Raw genomic sequence first — 17,424 nt, 5'->3', positions numbered from 1 at the left:
CCCGCCGCCCCCCCCCACCCCACCCCCCCCCCCCCCCCCCCCCCCCCCCCCCCCCCCCCCCCCCCCCCCCCCCCCCCCCCCCCCCTCTCTTCCGCCGGAAGAGGGAGAGACCGCGTTTCTCTCATTCATTCGAGGCCTGCCCGCCCATGACAGCGCCAACCGCCATCCTGCAGGCCGAGGGGCTCACGAAGGAGTTCCTCGGCTTCGTCGCAGTCAAGAACGTCAATCTCTCGGTGAAGCCGGGCTCGATCCACGCGCTGATCGGACCCAACGGCGCCGGCAAGACCACCGTCTTCAACCTGCTGACCAAGTTCCTCACCCCGACCAGCGGGCGCATCGTCTTCGAGGGGACCGACGTCACCGGCGAGCAGCCCGCCGCGGTCGCCCGGCGCGGGCTGGTGCGCTCCTTCCAGATCTCGGCGACCTTCCCGCATCTGACCGTGCTGGAGAACATCCGGGTCGCGCTGCAGCGCCGGGCCGGGCTGGCGACGCAGTTCTGGCGCTCGGACAAGACGCTGCGCCAGCTCGACGGCCGGGCGCGCGAGCTGATCGCCGACTTCAACCTCGACGTCTATGCGGACGCCCCGGCGGTGGACCTCAGCTACGGGCGCAAGCGCGCCCTGGAGATCGCCACCACGCTGGCGCTGGAGCCCAAGATGCTGCTGCTCGACGAGCCGATGGCCGGCATGGGCCACGAGGACATCGACCGGGTGGTGGCGCTGATCCGCAAGGCCGCGGTCGGCCGCACCATCCTGATGGTGGAGCACAATCTCTCGGTCGTGTCGAACCTGTGCGACACCATCACGGTGCTGCAGCGGGGCGAGATCATCGCGGAGGGCGACTACGCCAAGGTTTCGCAGGACCCCAAGGTCCGCGAAGCCTATATGGGCATGGAGGAGGCCTGAGATGCTGGCCCCCAACCCCATCCTGGAGATCCGCGACCTCGAAGCCTGGTACGGCGAGAGCCACGTGCTCCACGGCGTGTCGCTCGACGTGCGCGAAGGCGAGACGGTGACGATCATCGGCCGCAACGGCGCGGGCAAGACGACGACGCTGCGCTCCATCGTCGGCATCGTGCGCAAGCGCAAGGGCGTGGTCCGGCTGCGCGGGCAGGACCTGCTGGCCCTGGCGCCCCACAAGGTCGCGCGCTGCGGCATCGGCTACGTGCCGGAGGAGCGCGGCATCTTCGCCAGCCTGTCGGTGGACGAGAACCTCGCGCTGCCGCCCCGCATCGCGGAAGGCGGCATGCCGACCTCCGAAATCTACCGGCTGTTTCCCAATCTGGAGGAGCGGCGCAGCAGCCCGGGCACCAAGCTGTCGGGCGGCGAGCAGCAGATGCTGGCCATCGCCCGCATCCTGCGCACCGGCGCGCGGGTGCTGCTGCTCGACGAGCCGACCGAGGGGCTCGCGCCCGTGATCGTGCAGCGCATCGGCGAGCTCATCCGCACGCTGAAGACGCAGGGCTTCACCATCATCCTGGTCGAGCAGAACTTCCGCTTCGCCGCCAAGCTGGCCGACCGCTTCTTCGTCATGGAGGACGGCAAGGTGGTCGACCGCTTCGCCACGACCGAACTGAGCGCCCGCATGGGCTCGCTGCACGAATATCTGGGGGTCTGAGGCGATGTCGACCATCTTCGGGGTGCCGACCGTCGCGCTCTACGGGCAGCTGCTGATCGGGCTGATCAACGGCTCGTTCTACGCCCTCCTGTCGCTCGGGCTGGCCGTGATCTTCGGCATGCTGCACGTCATCAACTTCGCCCATGGGGCGCTCTACATGCTGGGCGCGTTCACGGCGTGGCTGGCCCTGACCAAGTTCGGCGTCAACTACTGGGCCGCTTTGGCGCTGGTGCCGATCGCGGTCGGGCTCTTCGGGGTGATCATCGAGCGCACGACGCTGCGGCGGCTGGCGGGGCTCGACCCGCTCTACGGCCTGTTGCTGACCTTCGGGCTTTCGCTGGTGATCGAGGGCCTGTTCCGCCACTGGTACGGCTCCTCGGGCCAGCCCTACGCGCCGCCGCCGGAGCTGCAGGGCGGCGTCAATCTGGGCTTCATGTTCCTGCCGATCTATCGCGGCTGGGTGGTGGTGGCCTCGGTGGTGATCTGCTTCGCCACCTGGTTCATCATCGAACGGACCCGCCTCGGCGCCTATCTGCGCGCCGCGACCGAGAACCCGGCGCTGGTGCAGGCCTTCGGCATCAACGTGCCGCTGCTGGTGACGCTGACCTATGCGGGCGGCGTGGCGCTGGCGGGCTTCGCCGGCGTGCTGGCGGCGCCGATCTACCAAGTGAGCCCGCTGATGGGCTCGAACCTCATCATCGTGGTGTTCGCCGTCGTGGTGGTCGGCGGGATGGGGTCCATCATGGGCGCGATCGTGACCGGCTACATGCTGGGCGTGCTCGAAGGACTGACCAAGGTGTTCTATCCTCAGGCCTCCGCCATCGTGATCTTCGTCGTGATGGCGATCGTGCTGCTGGTGCGCCCGGCGGGCCTCTTCGGACGAGGAGAGTGACATGACTGCGACGACAGCCCCGGCCGGCGCGCCCGGCCTTCGCTCCTCCTCCGAGACCTGGGGCCGCATGGCGGCGATCGGGCTGGTCGTGCTGCTGCTGGCGGCGCCGTTCGGGATCTACCCCGTCTTCCTGATGAAGCTGATGTGCTTCGCGCTGTTCGCGGCCGCCTTCAACCTGCTGATCGGCTATGTGGGCCTGCTGTCCTTCGGGCATGCGGCCTTCTTCGGCACGGGCGCCTATATCTCGGCCCACGCCGCGAAGGTCTGGCAGCTCGACCCGCTGCTGTGCGTCGTCCTGGGCGGCCTGGCGGGCGGCGCCCTGGGGGTCGTGGTCGGCTACCTGGCGATCAAGCGCAAGGGCATCTATTTCTCCATGATCACCCTGGCGCTGAGCCAGATGGTGTTCTTCATCGCCCTGCAGGCCCCGTTCACGGGCGGCGAGGACGGCATCCAGGGCATCCCGCGCGGGCGCCTGTTCGGCCTGATCGACTTGAACCAGCCGATGAACATGTACGGCTTCGTGCTGGTGATCTTCCTGTTCGGGATGTTCGCGCTGTGGCGCATCGTGCACTCGCCCTTCGGGCAGATCCTGAAGGCCATCCGCGAGCACGAGCCGCGCGCCATCTCGCTGGGCTACGACGTGAACCGCTACAAGCTGATCGCCTTCGTGATCTCGGCGGCGCTCGCGGGCGTGGCCGGCGGAGCCAAGACGCTGGTGTTCCAGCTCGCGTCGCTCACCGACATCACCTGGCAGATGTCGGGCGAGGTCGTGCTCATCACGCTGCTCGGCGGCATCGGAACGATGCTGGGCCCGGTCGTGGGCGCGCTGATCGTGGTGTCGCTCGAGAACTACCTGGCGGCCCTGGACTTCCCGGTCACGGTGCTGATAGGCGCGATCTTCGTCGCCTGCGTGCTGCTGTTCCGCCGCGGCGTGGTCGGCGAGATCGAGCACGCGCTCGGCCGGCGCGGCTGAGCGATTCGCCCGCGGGCCGGACCGCCCGGCCCGGCCTGTCGACGCTCCTGGCCGCCTCTGCCCGCGCGGCGCCGTCGCGCGCGGCCCTGATTTCAGCCTGCCATGCAACCTCCATCGCGGACCCGGTCGCGCTCGAACCGGGTTGGACGCGTATTTACAACTTTCAGTTGCTGCATTGATGTAAAATCCACCGGAAGGTGCATAATAAAGTTTTGTTAAGTTCCGGACAGTAATTGTTGAGAACGACCCAGGAGGGCGACTTGGTTGATCTCGCGATTGGCGGTTCGGTGAGCCGCGACGAAATTTTCGACCTTTGCAACAAGGTCAAGGACGCGTTCGGAGCGGGAAAGCCGGTCAGGCTCGACGGCTCCCAGGCTGATGGGCTCACCCCCATCCTGGCCCAGGTCATCCTGGCGGCCGGCAAGGCGGCGAGCGAGGGCGGCCAGTCCTTTACACTCGTTTCACCGAGTGCGGCCATGATCGACGCTTTCCAAGGTTTCGGCCTCTTCGCCGACCTGATGACCATTCCGATGGAGTAGACGGTGCGCATCCTGGCCATTGACGATACGAGAACACTTCGCGAGCTCCTCTGCCGGACGCTGCGCGGCGCATCCTACGACGTCGTGGAGGCGGAGAACGGCGAGGAGGGCCTGGTGCGGTTCGCCGACCACCGTCCCGACATCGTGATCACCGACCTCAACATGCCCGTCCTGGACGGCATCGAGTTCACCCGCGCGGTGCGCTCGCGCGCCGACGGCGGCGTCGTGCCGATCATCATCCTGACGACGGAGAGCGGCGCCGAGATCAAGGCCGAGGGCCGCAAGGCCGGCGCGACGGCCTGGATGGTCAAGCCGTTCGACCCGCAGCGCCTCCTCGACATGCTCACTCGTTTCAAGAAGTAGAACGCGCCATGGATGCTCTTGCCGAGATCCGCAGCATTTATTTCGACGAGTGCGATGAATTCATCGGGCTTCTCGAAGGGCATCTGGCCGCCATTTCGGAAGGGCGCGCGACCCCCGACGACATCCACGGCGCCTTCCGGGCCGTTCATTCGATCAAGGGCGGGGCCGGCGCCTTCGCGCTGACCGAACTGGTCGAGTTCGCGCACATGTTCGAGGCCTGCCTCGACGCGCTGCGCTCCGGCAAGGTCGCGGTCGAAGACGCCCCGATCGACATGCTCCTGCAGGCCGGCGACGTCCTCAACGAGCAGATCGGCGCGGCCCGCGACGGCCGCTCGAGCCCGGTCGGACCGGACCTCGTGGCCGCCCTGCAGGCGATGGCCGGCGGCAAGACCGTGGCGCCCAAGCCCGGCGACGAGATCTTCTTCGACCAGGAGCCCGCGCCCGCCGCCGAACCCGCCGCTCCGGCCGTGGCCGAAGAGCCCGCCAGCGCCACGCGCCGGGTCACCATCCGTCTGCGGCCCGACACGGACTTCTTCCGGCGGGCCATCGACCCGCGAATGATCTTCGACGCGCTGCGCCATCTTGGCCCGATCGAGGTCACCTGCGACACCTCCCGGGTTCCGTCCATCGCGACCCTCGACCCGGCCGAGTGCTGGATGTCGTGGGAGATCGAGTTGGAGACCGCCAGCTCGGACGAGCACATCGTCGAGGCGCTGGAATCCTTCCTGGCCGACGAGGAGTTCAGCGTAGGCGGCGAGCCGCCCGAGGCCGCTCCGGCCGAGATCGCTCCGCCTCCCGCCGAGAGCGCGGCCGCGACGAGCGAGCCCGCCGCCCCGGCCCCGGCCCAGCCCGAAGCGGCGCTTGAGGCGGTCCATGGCGACGGCGCGCCCTCCGCGCCCGGGTCCGCTCCGGCGGCGCTGCAGGCGGTGCAGCGCCGGCCCTCCGGCGGCACCATCCGGGTGGATCTGGAGCGCATCGACCGCCTGATGAATCTCGTCGGCGAGATCGTGATCACGCAGTCCATGCTGTCGGAACGCGCCGGCGTGCTGGCCAAGCGCGAAGCCGCCTCCTTCGTCGACGCCCTGTTCAGCCTCGCCCGCCAGACGCGCGAGCTGCAGGACAACGTCATGGCGGTGCGCGCCCAGCCGGTGAAGGTAGTGTTCCAGCGACTGCCGCGCCTCGTGCGCGAGCTGGAGCGCGCGCTCGGCAAGAAGGCGCATCTCGTGCTGGCCGGCGAGGATACGGAGGTCGACAAGACCATCGTGGAGGAGCTCGCCGACCCGCTGATCCACATGCTGCGCAACTCGATGGACCACGGCCTGGAGCCGCCCGAGGAGCGCATCGCCGCCGGCAAGGCGCCGGACGGCACCATCCGGGTCTCGGCCGAGCATCGCGGCTCGCGCATCCTGATCTGCGTCACCGACGACGGGCGCGGCATCAACCGCGAGAAGCTCATCGCCAAGGCCAAGGCGCGCGGGCTGCTGGCGCCCGACGCCGAGCCGACGCCGGAGGAAGCCGACAACCTGATCTTCCACCCCGGCCTGTCCACGGCCCAGCAGGTGACCGACGTCTCCGGGCGCGGCGTCGGCATGGACGTGGTGAGGCGAAACGTCGAGGCGCTGGGCGGGCGCATCACCGTGGAATCGACCCCCGGCCGCGGCTGCAAGTTCACCCTCGGCCTGCCGCTCACGCTGGCGGTGCTGGACGGGATGATCGTGCGGGCCGGGACCGAGCGCTTCGTCTTCCCGCTCTCCTCGATCGTCGAGACCATGCAGCTCGACCCGGGAAGCGTGGAGCCCCTGCCGGGCGGACGCGACATCCTGCAGCTGCGGGGTGAGATCGCGCCGCTGCTCAAGCTGCGCAAGCTGCTCGGCATCCGGGCGATCGGGCACGAGCCGATCGTGGTCATCGTGGAGACGGACACCGTCCCCCGCCTGGCGATCGCGGTCGACGAGATCGTGGGCCAGCAGCAGGTGGTGGTGAAGAACCTCGAATCCTCGTTCCGGCGGGTCGAAGGCGTCTCGGCCGCGACCATCCTGGGCGACGGGCTCGTGGCGCTGATCCTGGACGTCGACGCCCTTCCGGCCCTGTCGCAGTCGGGGCGCAAGCTCCCGATGGCCAATGAGAGCCTCAGCGTCGCCGTCTAGGCTGCGCTCCCGTTCCGGCGCGGCCCCGAAGGCGGCGCCAAGCCCTTCCGGCGCCCCCGCGCCCTCATCCTTCTCGCACGAGGTCTCGACCGTGCACGGTCTTGCGACAGACGATTCCGACTACGCCCTTTCGGACAGGGATTTCGAGCTGATCGCCGGCATTGCGCGCGACCAGGCCGGGATCGTCATCCGGGCCCACAAGTCGGCGATGATCCGCGGGCGGCTGATGCGCCGGCTGCGGGCGCTCCAGCTTCGCTCGGTGGCGGAGTATTGCGAGCTGCTGCGCAGCCCCGACGGGGGGCGCGAACTGCCCAGCCTGCTCAACGTGCTGACCACCAACCACACGGCGTTCTTCCGCGAGCGGCACCATCTCGACCATCTTCGGAGCGACGCCCTGCCGGAGACCTATTCGCGCGCGCTGAAACACAACTCCCGCGTGCGAATTTGGTCGTCTGCTTCATCTACGGGTGAAGAGCCCTACTCGATCGCCGCCATGGTGCATGCGTCGCAGCCGCCCAAGAGCCTCGACCTGCGCATCCTGGCCACCGACATCGACACCGACGTCCTCGACCGCGCGGAGCGGGCGGAATACAGCCGCGAGGTGGTGGAGCGCGCCCCGGCGGACCTGAAGCCGCTGCTGCAGATCGAGCCGACCGGCGCCAGCGACATGGTGCGGGTGGGCGCGGCGCTCAGGCGCTACCTGACCTTCCGGCAGCTCAACCTCGTCCAGGAATGGCCGATGCGCGGGCCGTTCGACATCATGTTCTGCCGCAACGTGATGATCTATTTCGACGCGCCGACCAAGAAGAGCATCGTGGACCGCGCCGTCGACCTGCTGCGGCCGGGCGGCTGGCTCTATCTCGGCCACTCCGAATCCCTGTCCCCTCCCCATCCGGCTTTCGAGCTGATCGGGCGAACCATTTACCGGAGGCGCTGATGGCCATGACAGGCGCCCATGCGCCCCCGACAGCGCGCCGCTCCTTCCAGGACGCCAGCGGCGCCACCATCGTCTCGGTCGCGCCGGGCGACCACTACGTCACGGACGACAAGAACCAGATCATCGTCACCCTGCTGGGCTCCTGCGTGGCGGCCTGCGTCCGCGACACCATCACGGGCGTGGGCGGGGTCAACCACTTCCTGCTGCCCTCCAGCGACCAGCACGACCTGGCCCAGGGCAGCGACGAGGCGATGCGCTTCGGCGACTACGCCATGGAGCAGCTGCTCAACAGCATCTACCGGCGCGGCGGCCAGCGCGGCCGGCTCGAGGTGAAGATCTTCGGCGGGGCGCGCGTGCTCGGCGGCAGCAGCATGCTCAAGATCGGCGAGCAGAACATCGCCTTCGTCGAGCGCTTCCTGAAGACGGAAGGCATCCCGATCGTGGCGCGCTCGGTGGGCGGCACCGTCCCGCGGCGCATCCGCTACCAGCCGGCGAGCGGCCGGGCCTGGGTGCAGGAGCTCGACAAGACGAGCGCCGTCAGCGTCACCCAGCAGGAAGAGAACTACAGGCGCACCTTCGTCCGGCAGCAACCCGCAGGCGACGTGGAGTTTTTCTGATGATCCGCAGCACCCGTCCCTACCGCGTGTTCGTCATCGACGATTCCCGCACCATCCGGCGCCTGATCGGGGCCATCGTCGACGAAACCGAGGGGCTCGTCCTGGCCGGCTCCGCCGAGAGCGCCGAGGAAGCCTGGGACGTGCTGCGCCAGCCCAGCATCGAGGTCGACGTGGTGTCGCTCGACATCGAGCTGCCCGGCATGAACGGCATCGATTTCCTCAAGCAGCTGATGGCCTCGCGGCCCCTGCCGGTGCTGGTGGTGTCGGGCCACACGGATTCGGCGGCCGACCTGACGCTGACCGCGCTCGAGAACGGCGCGATCGACTGCATCCAGAAGCCGGACGGCAAGCCGAACGAAATCGACCGCTTCCTGCGCGACACCGCCGACGGGCTGCTGCGCGCCGCCGGCAGCAAGCTGCGGCCCCGCCACCCCGGCCTCGGCGCGCCGACGGGCCCGACGCTCGTCAGCCCCGCCGCGAGCCCGCGTCCCACGCCGGCGCTCAGCGCCTCCCAGGCCTCGGGCTTCGACGGCGAGAGCATCATCTGCATCGGCGCCTCGACGGGCGGCGTGCCGGCCGTCTGCAAGGTTGTGGAGGGCCTGCGGGGCGTGAACTGCCCCATCGTGGTCGTCCAGCACATGCCGCCGAGCTTCACGCCGCGGCTGGCCACCCGGCTCGCCCAGACGACCGGGCTGCCCTCCTTCGAGGCGCAGGACGGCGGGCGCCTCGCGCCCCGCACCGTCTGGGTCGCGCCCGGCGGGCGCCACCTGCACATCGTCCGCAAGGCGGGCGGCTATGTGGCGCGCCTCAGCGACGAGAACCCGGTTTCGGGCCACAAGCCCTCCATCGACGTGATGTTCCGCTCCGCCGCCCACGAGGCGGGCCCGAACGCCAGCGCCGCGCTGCTGACCGGCATGGGCCGGGACGGCGCCGACGGCCTGCTGGCCATGCGCAAGGCCGGGGCGCACACGATCGCCCAGGACGAAGCCACCTGCGTGGTCTACGGCATGCCCAAATCGGCCGTCGCGCTCGGCGCCGTCGACCAGGTGCTGCCGCTCGACCGCATCGCCGACCACATCCTCTCCGGCGCACCCCGGCCCCGGTCTTCACGCCTGATGGGAGCCTGAGATGGCCGACCTGAAAACCAAGAAGGTGCTGGTCGTCGACGACCAGAAGAGCATGCGCGGCCTCGTCCGCTTCGCCCTGATCCAGATGGGCATGGAGACGGTCGACGGCGCGGAGAGCGGCGAGGAGGCCATCAAGAAGCTCAGCACCACCCGCTACGACCTGATCATCACCGACCTGCACATGGACGGCATCTCGGGCCTCGGCCTGCTGAAGGCCATCCGGTCGCACCCCGTCCTGCGCGGCACGCCGGTGATCATGGCGACGAGCGAGACGTCCTCCGACACGGTGCGCCAGGCCAAGAACCTGAACGTCGACGCCTTCATCCTGAAGCCCGTGGAGCCCAACGCGCTGCAGTCGCGGGTCAAGGCCGTGCTGAAGGTGGCCTGACGCGGGCCGCCGAGGCCCTCACGACAAAAGCCCGCCGGTCGTCCCGGCGGGTTTTTTTCGTGGCGCTCGGCCGCGTCAGGCGGCGACGGCCTCGACCGCCCGGCCCATGGCGCTCAACAGGGCGTCGGCCGTGAAGGGCTTGATGATCGAGGGCGGCGCGTTGGGCCTGTCGAGCTTGGCCTTCTGGGCCAGGTCCTGCGTGGTCATCAGCAGGAACGGGATGCCGCACCATTCGGGCCGGCCGTCCATGATGAGCTTCAGGTCGGCCCCGCTCATCGGGGTCATGCCGTAGTCGGAGATGACGAGCCCGTAAGCCCGCTGGCTCAGCTTGCGGATGGCCTCCGGGCCGCTGGCCGCGCCCTCGACGTCGTGCACCCCGTGGGCGTTCAGGAGCGTGCGGACGATGCGGATGATGGCGTAGGTGTCATCCACGACCAGCACGGGCTGGGTGCGATCAAAGCTCATCCGAAACCCCGTTGGCGTGAGCGCTCATGGCGTCGCGGCGGCCCTTCGCCTCCTTGCAGAGCAAGGCCAGGTGACGGACCAGCTCCAGCGCGGTCGCGTTGTCCTGGTCCTTGACGCCGGCCCGCACCACGGAGGCGATGGCCTCGACATGGCGGCGGATCACGACGAGCGGCACGTCCAGCTCGTCGCCGGCGAGGAGTTCGCACAGGCCCGTCGCCATCCGGGCCGCGACCGTGTAGCCGAATTGCTTGGACTGGCCACGCAGGTCCTGGGCGGCGAGCGCCATGGCCTTGATGGCGTCGGGGCCCTGGTCGCTGGCCTCGAAGGCCTCGAGGGCGCCCTGCACGGCCGAGAGCGTCGTCTTCATCCACTCGGCGTAGCTGGGCGCCAGCGCCTCCACGGCGCGCTCGGCGCGCGCGATCATGTCGGCGTCGATCTGCGGGGCGGCGATGGCCTTGACCAGCGCCTTCTCCCTCAGTCTCGGCTTGGGATGCAGCACCGTATGGTCGGCGTGCTCCTCCTTACTGTCGAGGTGGGGGGCGGTCGCGAGGGGCGAGATCTCAACCATGGGAATGGCTCACTAGGACCGGCTTCGGCGGAAAGACCTCGCCCTCTTCGCCCTTGCGGCGCTCGGGGCCGGTGTATTCGCCGGCCTTGGTGCGGCGGCGGTCGGGCCCGAAAAAGCTCGAGGTCTTGATGAAGGCGCGGGGGTGGGCGACGACGCCGAGGATGCGCTGGTGCAGCGCGGTGGCGGAGAGCGGCTTGACGAGGAACTCGGTGACTCCGGCGTCGCGCGCCTCCAGCACGCGGTGGCGCTCCGAATGGACCGACACCATGATGATCGGCACGAACGGGTTCACGCTGTTGTCGGAGCAGCGCATCAGCTTGGTCATGTCGATGCCGTTGATGAGCGGCATCTCCCAGTCGGTGAACACGATGTCCGGGTAGTGCGAGGCGAACGCGTCAAGCGCGGAGGCGCCGTCCTCGGCCTCGAACACCTCGCGCGCCCCGAAGCCGTGCAGAAGCGTCTTCAGGATCCGGCGCATATAGGTGTTGTCGTCGACGACGAGAAAACGAAGACGCTGATATTCGACGCGGAACATGGGGACCGGGGTCGGGTTTCCAGAACCCGAATACTACCTCCGGCTGCGTTAATTTTTTCCTGCACTTACCAGTTGTAAAGCTTGTCCGTTCGGGCCGGGCCTGGACCGTCACTCGAGGACGACGTCCTCCTCGTTGCCCGATTTGGCGATGATGATCTCGCCCTTCTCGGCCATCAGCTTGGCGGTCGAGATGATCTTCTGCTGCGCCTCGTCGACCTCCTTGAGGCGGATCGGCCCGAGGCCCGCCATTTCGTCGTTGAAGATCGCGGCGGCGCGGGCCGTCATCTTGGTCGTGAAGAAGCTCTTGGTGGCTTCGCTGGCGCCCTTGAGGGCCTTGGCGAGGTCCGCCTTGTCGATGCCGCGCACCAGGACCTGGGCGGAGTTCGGATCGAGCTTGGTGATGTCCTCGAAGGTGAACATCAGGGCGCGGATCTTCTCGGCCGCCTTGTAGGCGTTACGCTCCAGCGCCTCCATGAACTTCGCCTCGTTCGACCGATCGAAGGAGTTGAAGATCTCGGCCAGGAGGTCGTGCGCGTCGCGGCGGCTCGTCTGCGACAGGTTGGCGATGAAGTTGGTGCGCAGGCTGTCCTCGACCTGGTCGAGCGTGTCCTTCGACACGGTGTCGAGCTGCAGGATGCGCAGCATCACGTCCGTGGCGAAATCCTCCGGCAGCATCGCCAGCACCTTGGCCGAATGCTCCGGCTTGATGCGCGACAGGATCAGCGACACGGTCTGGGGGTGCTCGGTCTTGAGGTAGTTGGCGAGCAGGTGGTCCTGGACGTTGGACAGGCGCTGCCAGATCGTGCGGCCGGCGGGGCCGCGGATCTCGTCCATGATCGGGCCGACGCGGTCCTTCGGCAGCAGCTTGAGCAGCAGGTCGTGCGTGCGCTCATAGTCGCCCACGACCGTCAGGCGGTTGGCCTGTCCGGCCAGCTCGGCCAGCACCTGCTCGACCACCTGGGCCGGAACGGTGCCGAGCGTCGACATGGCCAGCGACACCTTGCGCAGCTCGTCGTCGTCGAGCGATTCCCACAGCGCGCTGCCGTGGTCGTCGCCCAGCACGAGCAGGAGGATGGCGGCGCGCTCCAGCCCCGTCAGTTGTTGCAGCGACTTTGATTCGGCCTGAGCCATCGGCGCCCCCGTCGAGGCCGGCTGCGCGGGCCCGCGCGCGAATCAGCCGGCCAGTCGAACCTCACCCCGGATGCCGCGCCGGCCGGGCCGCGTCAATGCGTCCCGCGCCGCGCGGGCCACGCGGCTGGGGACGGACCAAGGCGCTCCGCCTCGAGAAGATGAATTCCGTCATCCCTCGATCCATCCGATGTTGCGGCGGAGCCTGACGCGCGCCAAGCTCCGCGCCGATTCGGGGCGCGGGGCGGATGGACGTTCTTTTCGTACACAACAACTTTCCCGGCCAGTACCGGCACATCGCCCGCAGCCTGCACGAAGCGGGCGGCTGCCGCCTGTTCGCCATCGGGGCCAAGACGGCGCCGGGAATGCCGGAGGTGTCGATGGCCCGCTACGCCGTGGCGCCGGCCCAGGATCCGGCTGCGGTGCATCCCTTCGCGCGGCGCTTCAACACGGAGATGCGCCGGGCGGAGGCGGTCATCGACGCCGGCCTGAAGGTGAAGGGCGTGGGCTTCGATCCGCAGGTGGTGCTGGTTCATCCGGGCTGGGGCGAGAACGTCCCGCTGCGCAGCCTTTTCCCGCGCGCCCGGATCGTCGCCTATTGCGAATTCTTCTACGGAGGGGCCGACTCCGACGTCGGGTTCGACCCGGAGTTCTCCAAGCCGAAGGCGACGGACTGGGGCCGGCTGTCGGCCTGGAACGCGGCCTCGCTGATCGCGCTGGCGGACGCGCAGGCCGCCGTGTCGCCCACCGCGTGGCAGAAGAGCCGGTATCCGGAGATCTTCCAGCCGCTGATCCACGCCGTGCACGACGGCGTCGACACCGACGCCATCCGGCCGCGCCCCGCCGCGCCCTGGCGCCACGGCGACATCGCGATCGAGCCGGGCGAGGAGATCCTGACCTATGTGGCGCGCAACCTGGAGCCCTATCGGGGCTACCACGTGTTCATGCGCGCCCTGCCCCGCATCCTGCGCGCGCGCCCGAAGGCGCGCGTCGTCATCGTCGGCGGGGACGGCGTGTCATACGGGGCTCGGCCGCGCGAGGGGACGTGGAAGCAGATCTTCCTCGACGAGGTGAAAGGCGAGCTCGACCTCTCCCGGGTCCACTTCGCCGGCCTCCTGCCCTACGAGGCCTATCTGGGCCTGCTGAACCACTCCCGGGCGCATGTCTACCTGACCTATCCGTTCGTGCTCTCCTGGTCGGCGCTGGAGGCGATGGCGTCGGGCTGCCTCGTCGTCGGATCGGACACGAGCCCGGTGAGCGAGGCGATCCGGCACGGCCAGAACGGGCTGCTTGTCCCGTTCTTCGATCGCGACGCGCTGGTGGAGACGGTGGTCTCGGCGCTGGCGGAGCCCGACCGCTACGCCGAGCTGCGGCGGGAGGCGCGCCGCACGATCGTGGAGAACTACGACCTGAAGCGGGTCTGCCTGCCGCGCCAGCTCGCCATCCTCAAAGGCTAGACGTCACGCGTTACGACCGTGCTTGCGGCTGACGCGGGCGATCTGCCGCCACCGGCTGGATCGCGGCTGCGCGCGCGGCCCCGACCGGCTGGCCGCTTCAGCCTCCTCCCCGAACGGCCTCTCGCTCAGCCACCAGCACCACCGGTTGCCGTAGCGGATGCTGACGAATTGCGGGGCCTGCGACAGGCTGGAGGACAGCGAGGCGCGCGTCCCGGTGCGCCCCCCGAAGGCGGGCACCAGCCTGATCAGCTCGTCGATCGGCATCGGTTCGCCCCGGGCCTCCAGCACGCGCTGGGCCGCTTCGGCCTGCGTGACGCGGATCGCGAGGTCGATGGCCGAGCCCCTGGGCAAGGGGTCGACGACGATCGGGTCCGAGCCGGACGCCGCCTCCATGCTGCGCATGGCGGCCTGGAGGGCGAGCATGGTTCGGTAGTCCGCGCTTTGCGACTTCAGTCGCGTATGAAGCTCTTCCCACAGAGCCCTGAGCGTCTCCAGAGACGTCTCGACCATGTACTGCCCCCTTGCGAGTGCGACCTGTTGATCGGCGCATTCGCGCGCAGACGTTCTTCTCTTCTACACACTTGTGTCGTTACCAACTCGTTAATCAAAATCGGGCGATTGCAAGACGAAGTTGAGAAAGCCAGACTTGGATCGCAGGCGGCTTATGAAGGATTTTGCTTAAGTTCTCTAGATATCATGACGTTCCGACCTTAGTCGTGTCGGGCTAGGTCCTGTGGATAGAGCTGCGGCCAGTGGAGGGGTAGCCGCTCCGACTCGGTCGACACGGTTGGCTCACCGCGCCGTTCGGCGTATCCGGGCGCCGATTCCCCAGCGTCCAGCTGCGGAGATTGGACGTCGGACGCCGAGAGTTGTAGTTGTCTGGCCAACCGAGGGATGCATCTGATGACCGCCACCACCGCCATGATCACGCCCGCCATTCTCTGCGGCGGCTCTGGCACGCGGCTTTGGCCGGCCTCCCGCAGGACCATGCCCAAGCAGTTCATCCCGCTGACCGGGCCGGTGTCGATGTTCCAGGAGACCGTGCGGCGCGTCTCCGACGCGACCATCTTCGACCGCCCGATCGTGGTCACCAGCGAGGAGTTCCGCTTCGTCGTGGCCGAGCAGCTGCGCGAGATCGGCGTCGAGGCCGATATCGTGCTGGAGCCCGAGGGCCGCGATTCCGGCCCCGCCGTGGCGGTCGCGGCGGCGCTGGCCGGGCAGCGCAGCCCCGAGCGCCTCGTGCTCGTCCTGCCGTCCGACCACCACATCCCCGACGCGGTCGATTTCGGCGAGTGCTGCCGCCAGGCTTCGCCCGCCGCCCTCAACGGCTTCATCATGACGCTCGGCGTCTCCCCCACCGCCCCGGCGACGGGCTTCGGCTACATCCAGCCGGGCGCGGCGACCGGCCACGGCGAGGCGCTCGCGGTCGCGGCCTTCGTGGAGAAGCCCGACGCCAAGACGGCCGAGCGCTACGTCGCCGACGGTTTCCTGTGGAACAGCGGCAACTTCCTGTTCCGCAGCGACGTGATGCTGGACGAGCTGTCCGACTTCGCGCCGGAGATGCGCCGGGCGGCCGAGGCGGCCGTGGCGCACGCGGTCCAGGACCTCGATTTCCTGCGGCTCAGCGCGGAGCACTTCGCCAAGGCCCCGAAGCTCTCCATCGACTACGCGGTGCTGGAGCACACCCGCAAGGCCGGCGTCCTGCCGGTGTCGTTCCACTGGTCGGACCTCGGGGAGTGGGACGCGGTGCTGGCGAACTCGCCGCAGGACGAGCTCGGAAACTCCGCCGTCGGCCCCGTCCATCTGCGCGACACCCGCAACAGCCTCGTGCACAGCGACGGCATGCTGACCGCGGTGCTCGGACTGGAGAACGTCGTCGTCGTCACCACCAAGGACGCGGTGCTGGTGACCAACCGCGCCTCCTCGCCGGACGTGAAGGGCCTCGTGGAGGCGCTCAAGGCCGAGGGACGCGCCGAGGCCACCGACCACCTGCGCATGCACCGGCCCTGGGGCTGGTACCAGCGCGTCGACATCGGTCCGCGCTTCCAGGTGAAGCGCATCATGGTCCTGCCCGGCGCGAAGCTGTCGCTGCAGAAGCACTTCCACCGGGCCGAGCACTGGGTGGTGGTGCGCGGCACCGCCGAGGTGACCTGCGACGACAGCGTGAAGCTGCTGCAGGAGAACGAGTCCGTCTACCTGCCGCTGGGCTGCGTGCACCGCCTCGCCAACCCCGGCAAGATCCCGCTGGAGATCATCGAGGTCCAGGTCGGCAGCTATACGGGCGAGGACGACATCGTCCGCATCACCGACGTCTACGGCCGCTGAAGGGCGCGAGCGCGCCCTCCAGGCCTGAGATCCGCGCGGGCCGCGCCGTCAGGCCGCCCAGTCGCCGCGGCGCATCAGCGGCTCCGCCGAGCCGTCGGCCCTGAAGCCGTCCACGTCGACCTCGCCCGAACCGATCATCCAGTCGATGTGGATGAGGCTCTCGTTGGCGCCGCGGGCGGCGAGCTCGTCCTTGGGCATGTCGACGCCGCCCCGGATGCACTTGCTGTAGGACTGGCCGAGCGCGATGTGGCTGGCGGCGTTCTCGTCGAAGAGCGTGTTGTAGAACAAGAGCCCGCTCTGCGAGATCGGCGACGAGTAGGGCACGAGCGCCACCTCGCCCAGCCGCCGCGAGCCTTCGTCGGTCTCCAGCACCTTGCGCAGCACCTCCTCGCCGGAGCTGGCGCGCGCCTCCACGATGGCGCCGTTCTCGAACCGCACCTCGATGCCCTGGATCAGGGTGCCGTTGTAGGAGAGCGGCTTCGTGCTGCGGACATGGCCGTCCACCCGCGCCTTGTGGGGCGTGGTGAACACCTCTTCGGTGGGGATGTTGGCGTTGCAGGTTCGGCCGTTCTGGGCGACCGTCGAGCCGCCGTTCCACTCGTGGTCGTCGGCGAGGCCGACCGTCAGGTCGGTGCCGGGGCCGCGGAACCGCAGCGCCGAGAACCGGCGGGCGTTGAGGAGCGCGGTCCGGGCCTGGAGGCCGCGATTGTGCGCCTCCCAGGCCGCCACCGGATCGGGCCCGTCCACCCGCGACGCGGCGAAGATCGCGTGCCAGAGGCGGGCGACCGCGATGTCCTCCGGATCGTCCGGGAACATCGCCTTCGCCCAGGACGGGCTGGCGTAGCTGACGATGGTCCAGTTGGTCTTGAAGCCCGCGATCATCTCCAGGGCCGGCATATAGGCCCGCGAGCGCGCCCGGTTGGCGCGGGAGACGTGGTCGGGGTCCTGCCCGGCCAGCAAGGACGGGTTCTCGCCCGCGATGGCGAGGCGGGCCGCGCCGTTGCGGAAGGCCGCCGCCATGCCGTCATAGAGCCAGCCGCTGGCGACGTCGAAGGCCCCGTCGGCCCCGAATCGGTAGCGCGCCAGCGTGGTCTCCTCGTCGGAGAACAGCGTCGTCACCAGCGAGGCGCCCGCCTTGTAGGCGTGCTCGGTGATCCGCCGCACCAGCGGCAGCGCCTCGACAGGGGCGGTCATGACGAGTTCCTGCCCGGGGGCGAGGCCGAGGCCGACCTTCACGGCGACCTCGCCCAGGCGATCGAGCTTGACGTCGTGCGCAAGCGCGACTGGCGGAACGGCGTGGGTGGTCATGGTCTCATCTCCGGAGGGCGCGAAGCGGGTGCTGACGC

Annotated in this window: 19 protein-coding genes; 13 read left to right on the top strand and 6 right to left on the bottom strand. The window is 69.1% G+C overall.

The genetic code is table 11. The features are described 5' to 3' along the window. Nucleotides 1–146: 146 nt before the first annotated feature. From ACYVO7_RS08310 to ACYVO7_RS08260, 11 genes are all read left to right on the top strand, one after another. Entirely contained in the window at nt 147–905 is a 759-nt protein-coding gene (locus ACYVO7_RS08310) for an ABC transporter ATP-binding protein (RefSeq protein WP_460449358.1), read from the top strand. A 1-nt stretch (nt 906) separates the two neighbouring features. Next, nucleotides 907–1,617 carry an ABC transporter ATP-binding protein gene (locus ACYVO7_RS08305; RefSeq protein WP_460449357.1) on the top strand — a complete coding sequence of 237 codons (711 nt, stop codon included), beginning with the start codon at nt 907–909 and terminating at the stop codon, nt 1,615–1,617. A 4-nt stretch (nt 1,618–1,621) separates the two neighbouring features. Beyond that, nucleotides 1,622–2,509, top strand: a complete 888-nt coding sequence (locus ACYVO7_RS08300; protein WP_460449356.1) for a branched-chain amino acid ABC transporter permease — start codon at nt 1,622–1,624, stop codon at nt 2,507–2,509. 1 nt (nt 2,510) lies between these two features. Continuing rightward, nucleotides 2,511–3,482, top strand: a complete 972-nt coding sequence (locus ACYVO7_RS08295; protein WP_460449355.1) for a branched-chain amino acid ABC transporter permease — start codon at nt 2,511–2,513, stop codon at nt 3,480–3,482. Nucleotides 3,483–3,742: 260 nt separating this feature from the next. Continuing rightward, on the top strand, nt 3,743–4,021 hold the full coding sequence (locus ACYVO7_RS08290) for an STAS domain-containing protein (RefSeq protein ID WP_460449354.1): 279 nt from the start codon (nt 3,743–3,745) through the stop codon (nt 4,019–4,021). Between the two features lie 3 nt (nt 4,022–4,024). Beyond that, nucleotides 4,025–4,384 (top strand): response regulator, encoded by a 360-nt coding sequence (locus ACYVO7_RS08285; RefSeq protein ID WP_406856766.1) that lies wholly within the window; start codon nt 4,025–4,027, stop codon nt 4,382–4,384. An 8-nt stretch (nt 4,385–4,392) separates the two neighbouring features. Then, on the top strand, nt 4,393–6,531 hold the full coding sequence (locus tag ACYVO7_RS08280) for a chemotaxis protein CheA (protein WP_460449353.1): 2,139 nt from the start codon (nt 4,393–4,395) through the stop codon (nt 6,529–6,531). 91 nt (nt 6,532–6,622) lie between these two features. Continuing rightward, nucleotides 6,623–7,468 (top strand): CheR family methyltransferase, encoded by an 846-nt coding sequence (locus ACYVO7_RS08275; protein ID WP_460449352.1) that lies wholly within the window; start codon nt 6,623–6,625, stop codon nt 7,466–7,468. Then, on the top strand, nt 7,468–8,085 hold the full coding sequence (locus ACYVO7_RS08270; RefSeq protein WP_460449351.1) for a chemoreceptor glutamine deamidase CheD: 618 nt from the start codon (nt 7,468–7,470) through the stop codon (nt 8,083–8,085). The genes ACYVO7_RS08275 and ACYVO7_RS08270 overlap by 1 nt, the downstream gene beginning before the upstream one ends. Next, nucleotides 8,085–9,212, top strand: a complete 1,128-nt coding sequence (gene cheB, locus ACYVO7_RS08265; protein WP_460449350.1) for a chemotaxis-specific protein-glutamate methyltransferase CheB — start codon at nt 8,085–8,087, stop codon at nt 9,210–9,212. Before ACYVO7_RS08270 ends, cheB begins: the two co-directional genes overlap by 1 nt. A gap of 1 nt (nt 9,213) precedes the next feature. Further along, nucleotides 9,214–9,600, top strand: coding sequence for a response regulator (locus ACYVO7_RS08260; RefSeq protein ID WP_460449349.1), 387 nt, complete (start codon nt 9,214–9,216; stop codon nt 9,598–9,600). 75 nt (nt 9,601–9,675) lie between these two features. On the opposite strand, the gene ACYVO7_RS08255 is transcribed toward ACYVO7_RS08260, so the two are convergent. The 4 genes from ACYVO7_RS08255 to fliG all read right to left on the bottom strand — a co-directional run bounded on the left by ACYVO7_RS08255 (nt 9,676) and on the right by fliG (nt 12,299). Further along, entirely contained in the window at nt 9,676–10,065 is a 390-nt protein-coding gene (locus ACYVO7_RS08255; protein WP_460449348.1) for a response regulator, read from the bottom strand. Further along, a complete protein-coding gene (locus ACYVO7_RS08250; RefSeq protein WP_460449347.1) occupies nt 10,055–10,633 on the bottom strand; it encodes a hypothetical protein in 579 nt (192 codons plus the stop codon). The genes ACYVO7_RS08255 and ACYVO7_RS08250 overlap by 11 nt, the downstream gene beginning before the upstream one ends. Then, nucleotides 10,626–11,168, bottom strand: a complete 543-nt coding sequence (locus ACYVO7_RS08245; RefSeq protein ID WP_460449346.1) for a response regulator — start codon at nt 11,166–11,168, stop codon at nt 10,626–10,628. The genes ACYVO7_RS08250 and ACYVO7_RS08245 overlap by 8 nt, the downstream gene beginning before the upstream one ends. Before the next feature lie 108 nt (nt 11,169–11,276). Next, a complete protein-coding gene (gene fliG, locus ACYVO7_RS08240) occupies nt 11,277–12,299 on the bottom strand; it encodes a flagellar motor switch protein FliG (protein WP_460449345.1) in 1,023 nt (340 codons plus the stop codon). A 245-nt stretch (nt 12,300–12,544) separates the two neighbouring features. On the opposite strand from fliG, the gene ACYVO7_RS08235 reads away from it, so the two are divergent. After that, nucleotides 12,545–13,753, top strand: coding sequence for a glycosyltransferase (locus tag ACYVO7_RS08235; protein ID WP_460449344.1), 1,209 nt, complete (start codon nt 12,545–12,547; stop codon nt 13,751–13,753). A gap of 3 nt (nt 13,754–13,756) precedes the next feature. Here the strand turns inward: ACYVO7_RS08235 and ACYVO7_RS08230 are convergent, their stop codons facing one another. Beyond that, entirely contained in the window at nt 13,757–14,263 is a 507-nt protein-coding gene (locus tag ACYVO7_RS08230) for a hypothetical protein (RefSeq protein ID WP_460449343.1), read from the bottom strand. Nucleotides 14,264–14,656: 393 nt separating this feature from the next. Here ACYVO7_RS08230 and ACYVO7_RS08225 point away from each other — a divergent pair, with 393 nt between their 5' ends. Then, on the top strand, nt 14,657–16,078 hold the full coding sequence (locus ACYVO7_RS08225) for a mannose-1-phosphate guanylyltransferase/mannose-6-phosphate isomerase (protein ID WP_460449342.1): 1,422 nt from the start codon (nt 14,657–14,659) through the stop codon (nt 16,076–16,078). Nucleotides 16,079–16,126: 48 nt separating this feature from the next. Here the strand turns inward: ACYVO7_RS08225 and ACYVO7_RS08220 are convergent, their stop codons facing one another. Continuing rightward, a complete protein-coding gene (locus ACYVO7_RS08220; RefSeq protein WP_460449341.1) occupies nt 16,127–17,386 on the bottom strand; it encodes an aminopeptidase in 1,260 nt (419 codons plus the stop codon). Nucleotides 17,387–17,424 lie beyond the last annotated feature (38 nt).

The sequence above is a fragment of the Alsobacter sp. SYSU BS001988 genome, from assembly GCF_054796215.1.
This window is presented reverse-complemented; position numbering and strand designations above follow the sequence as displayed.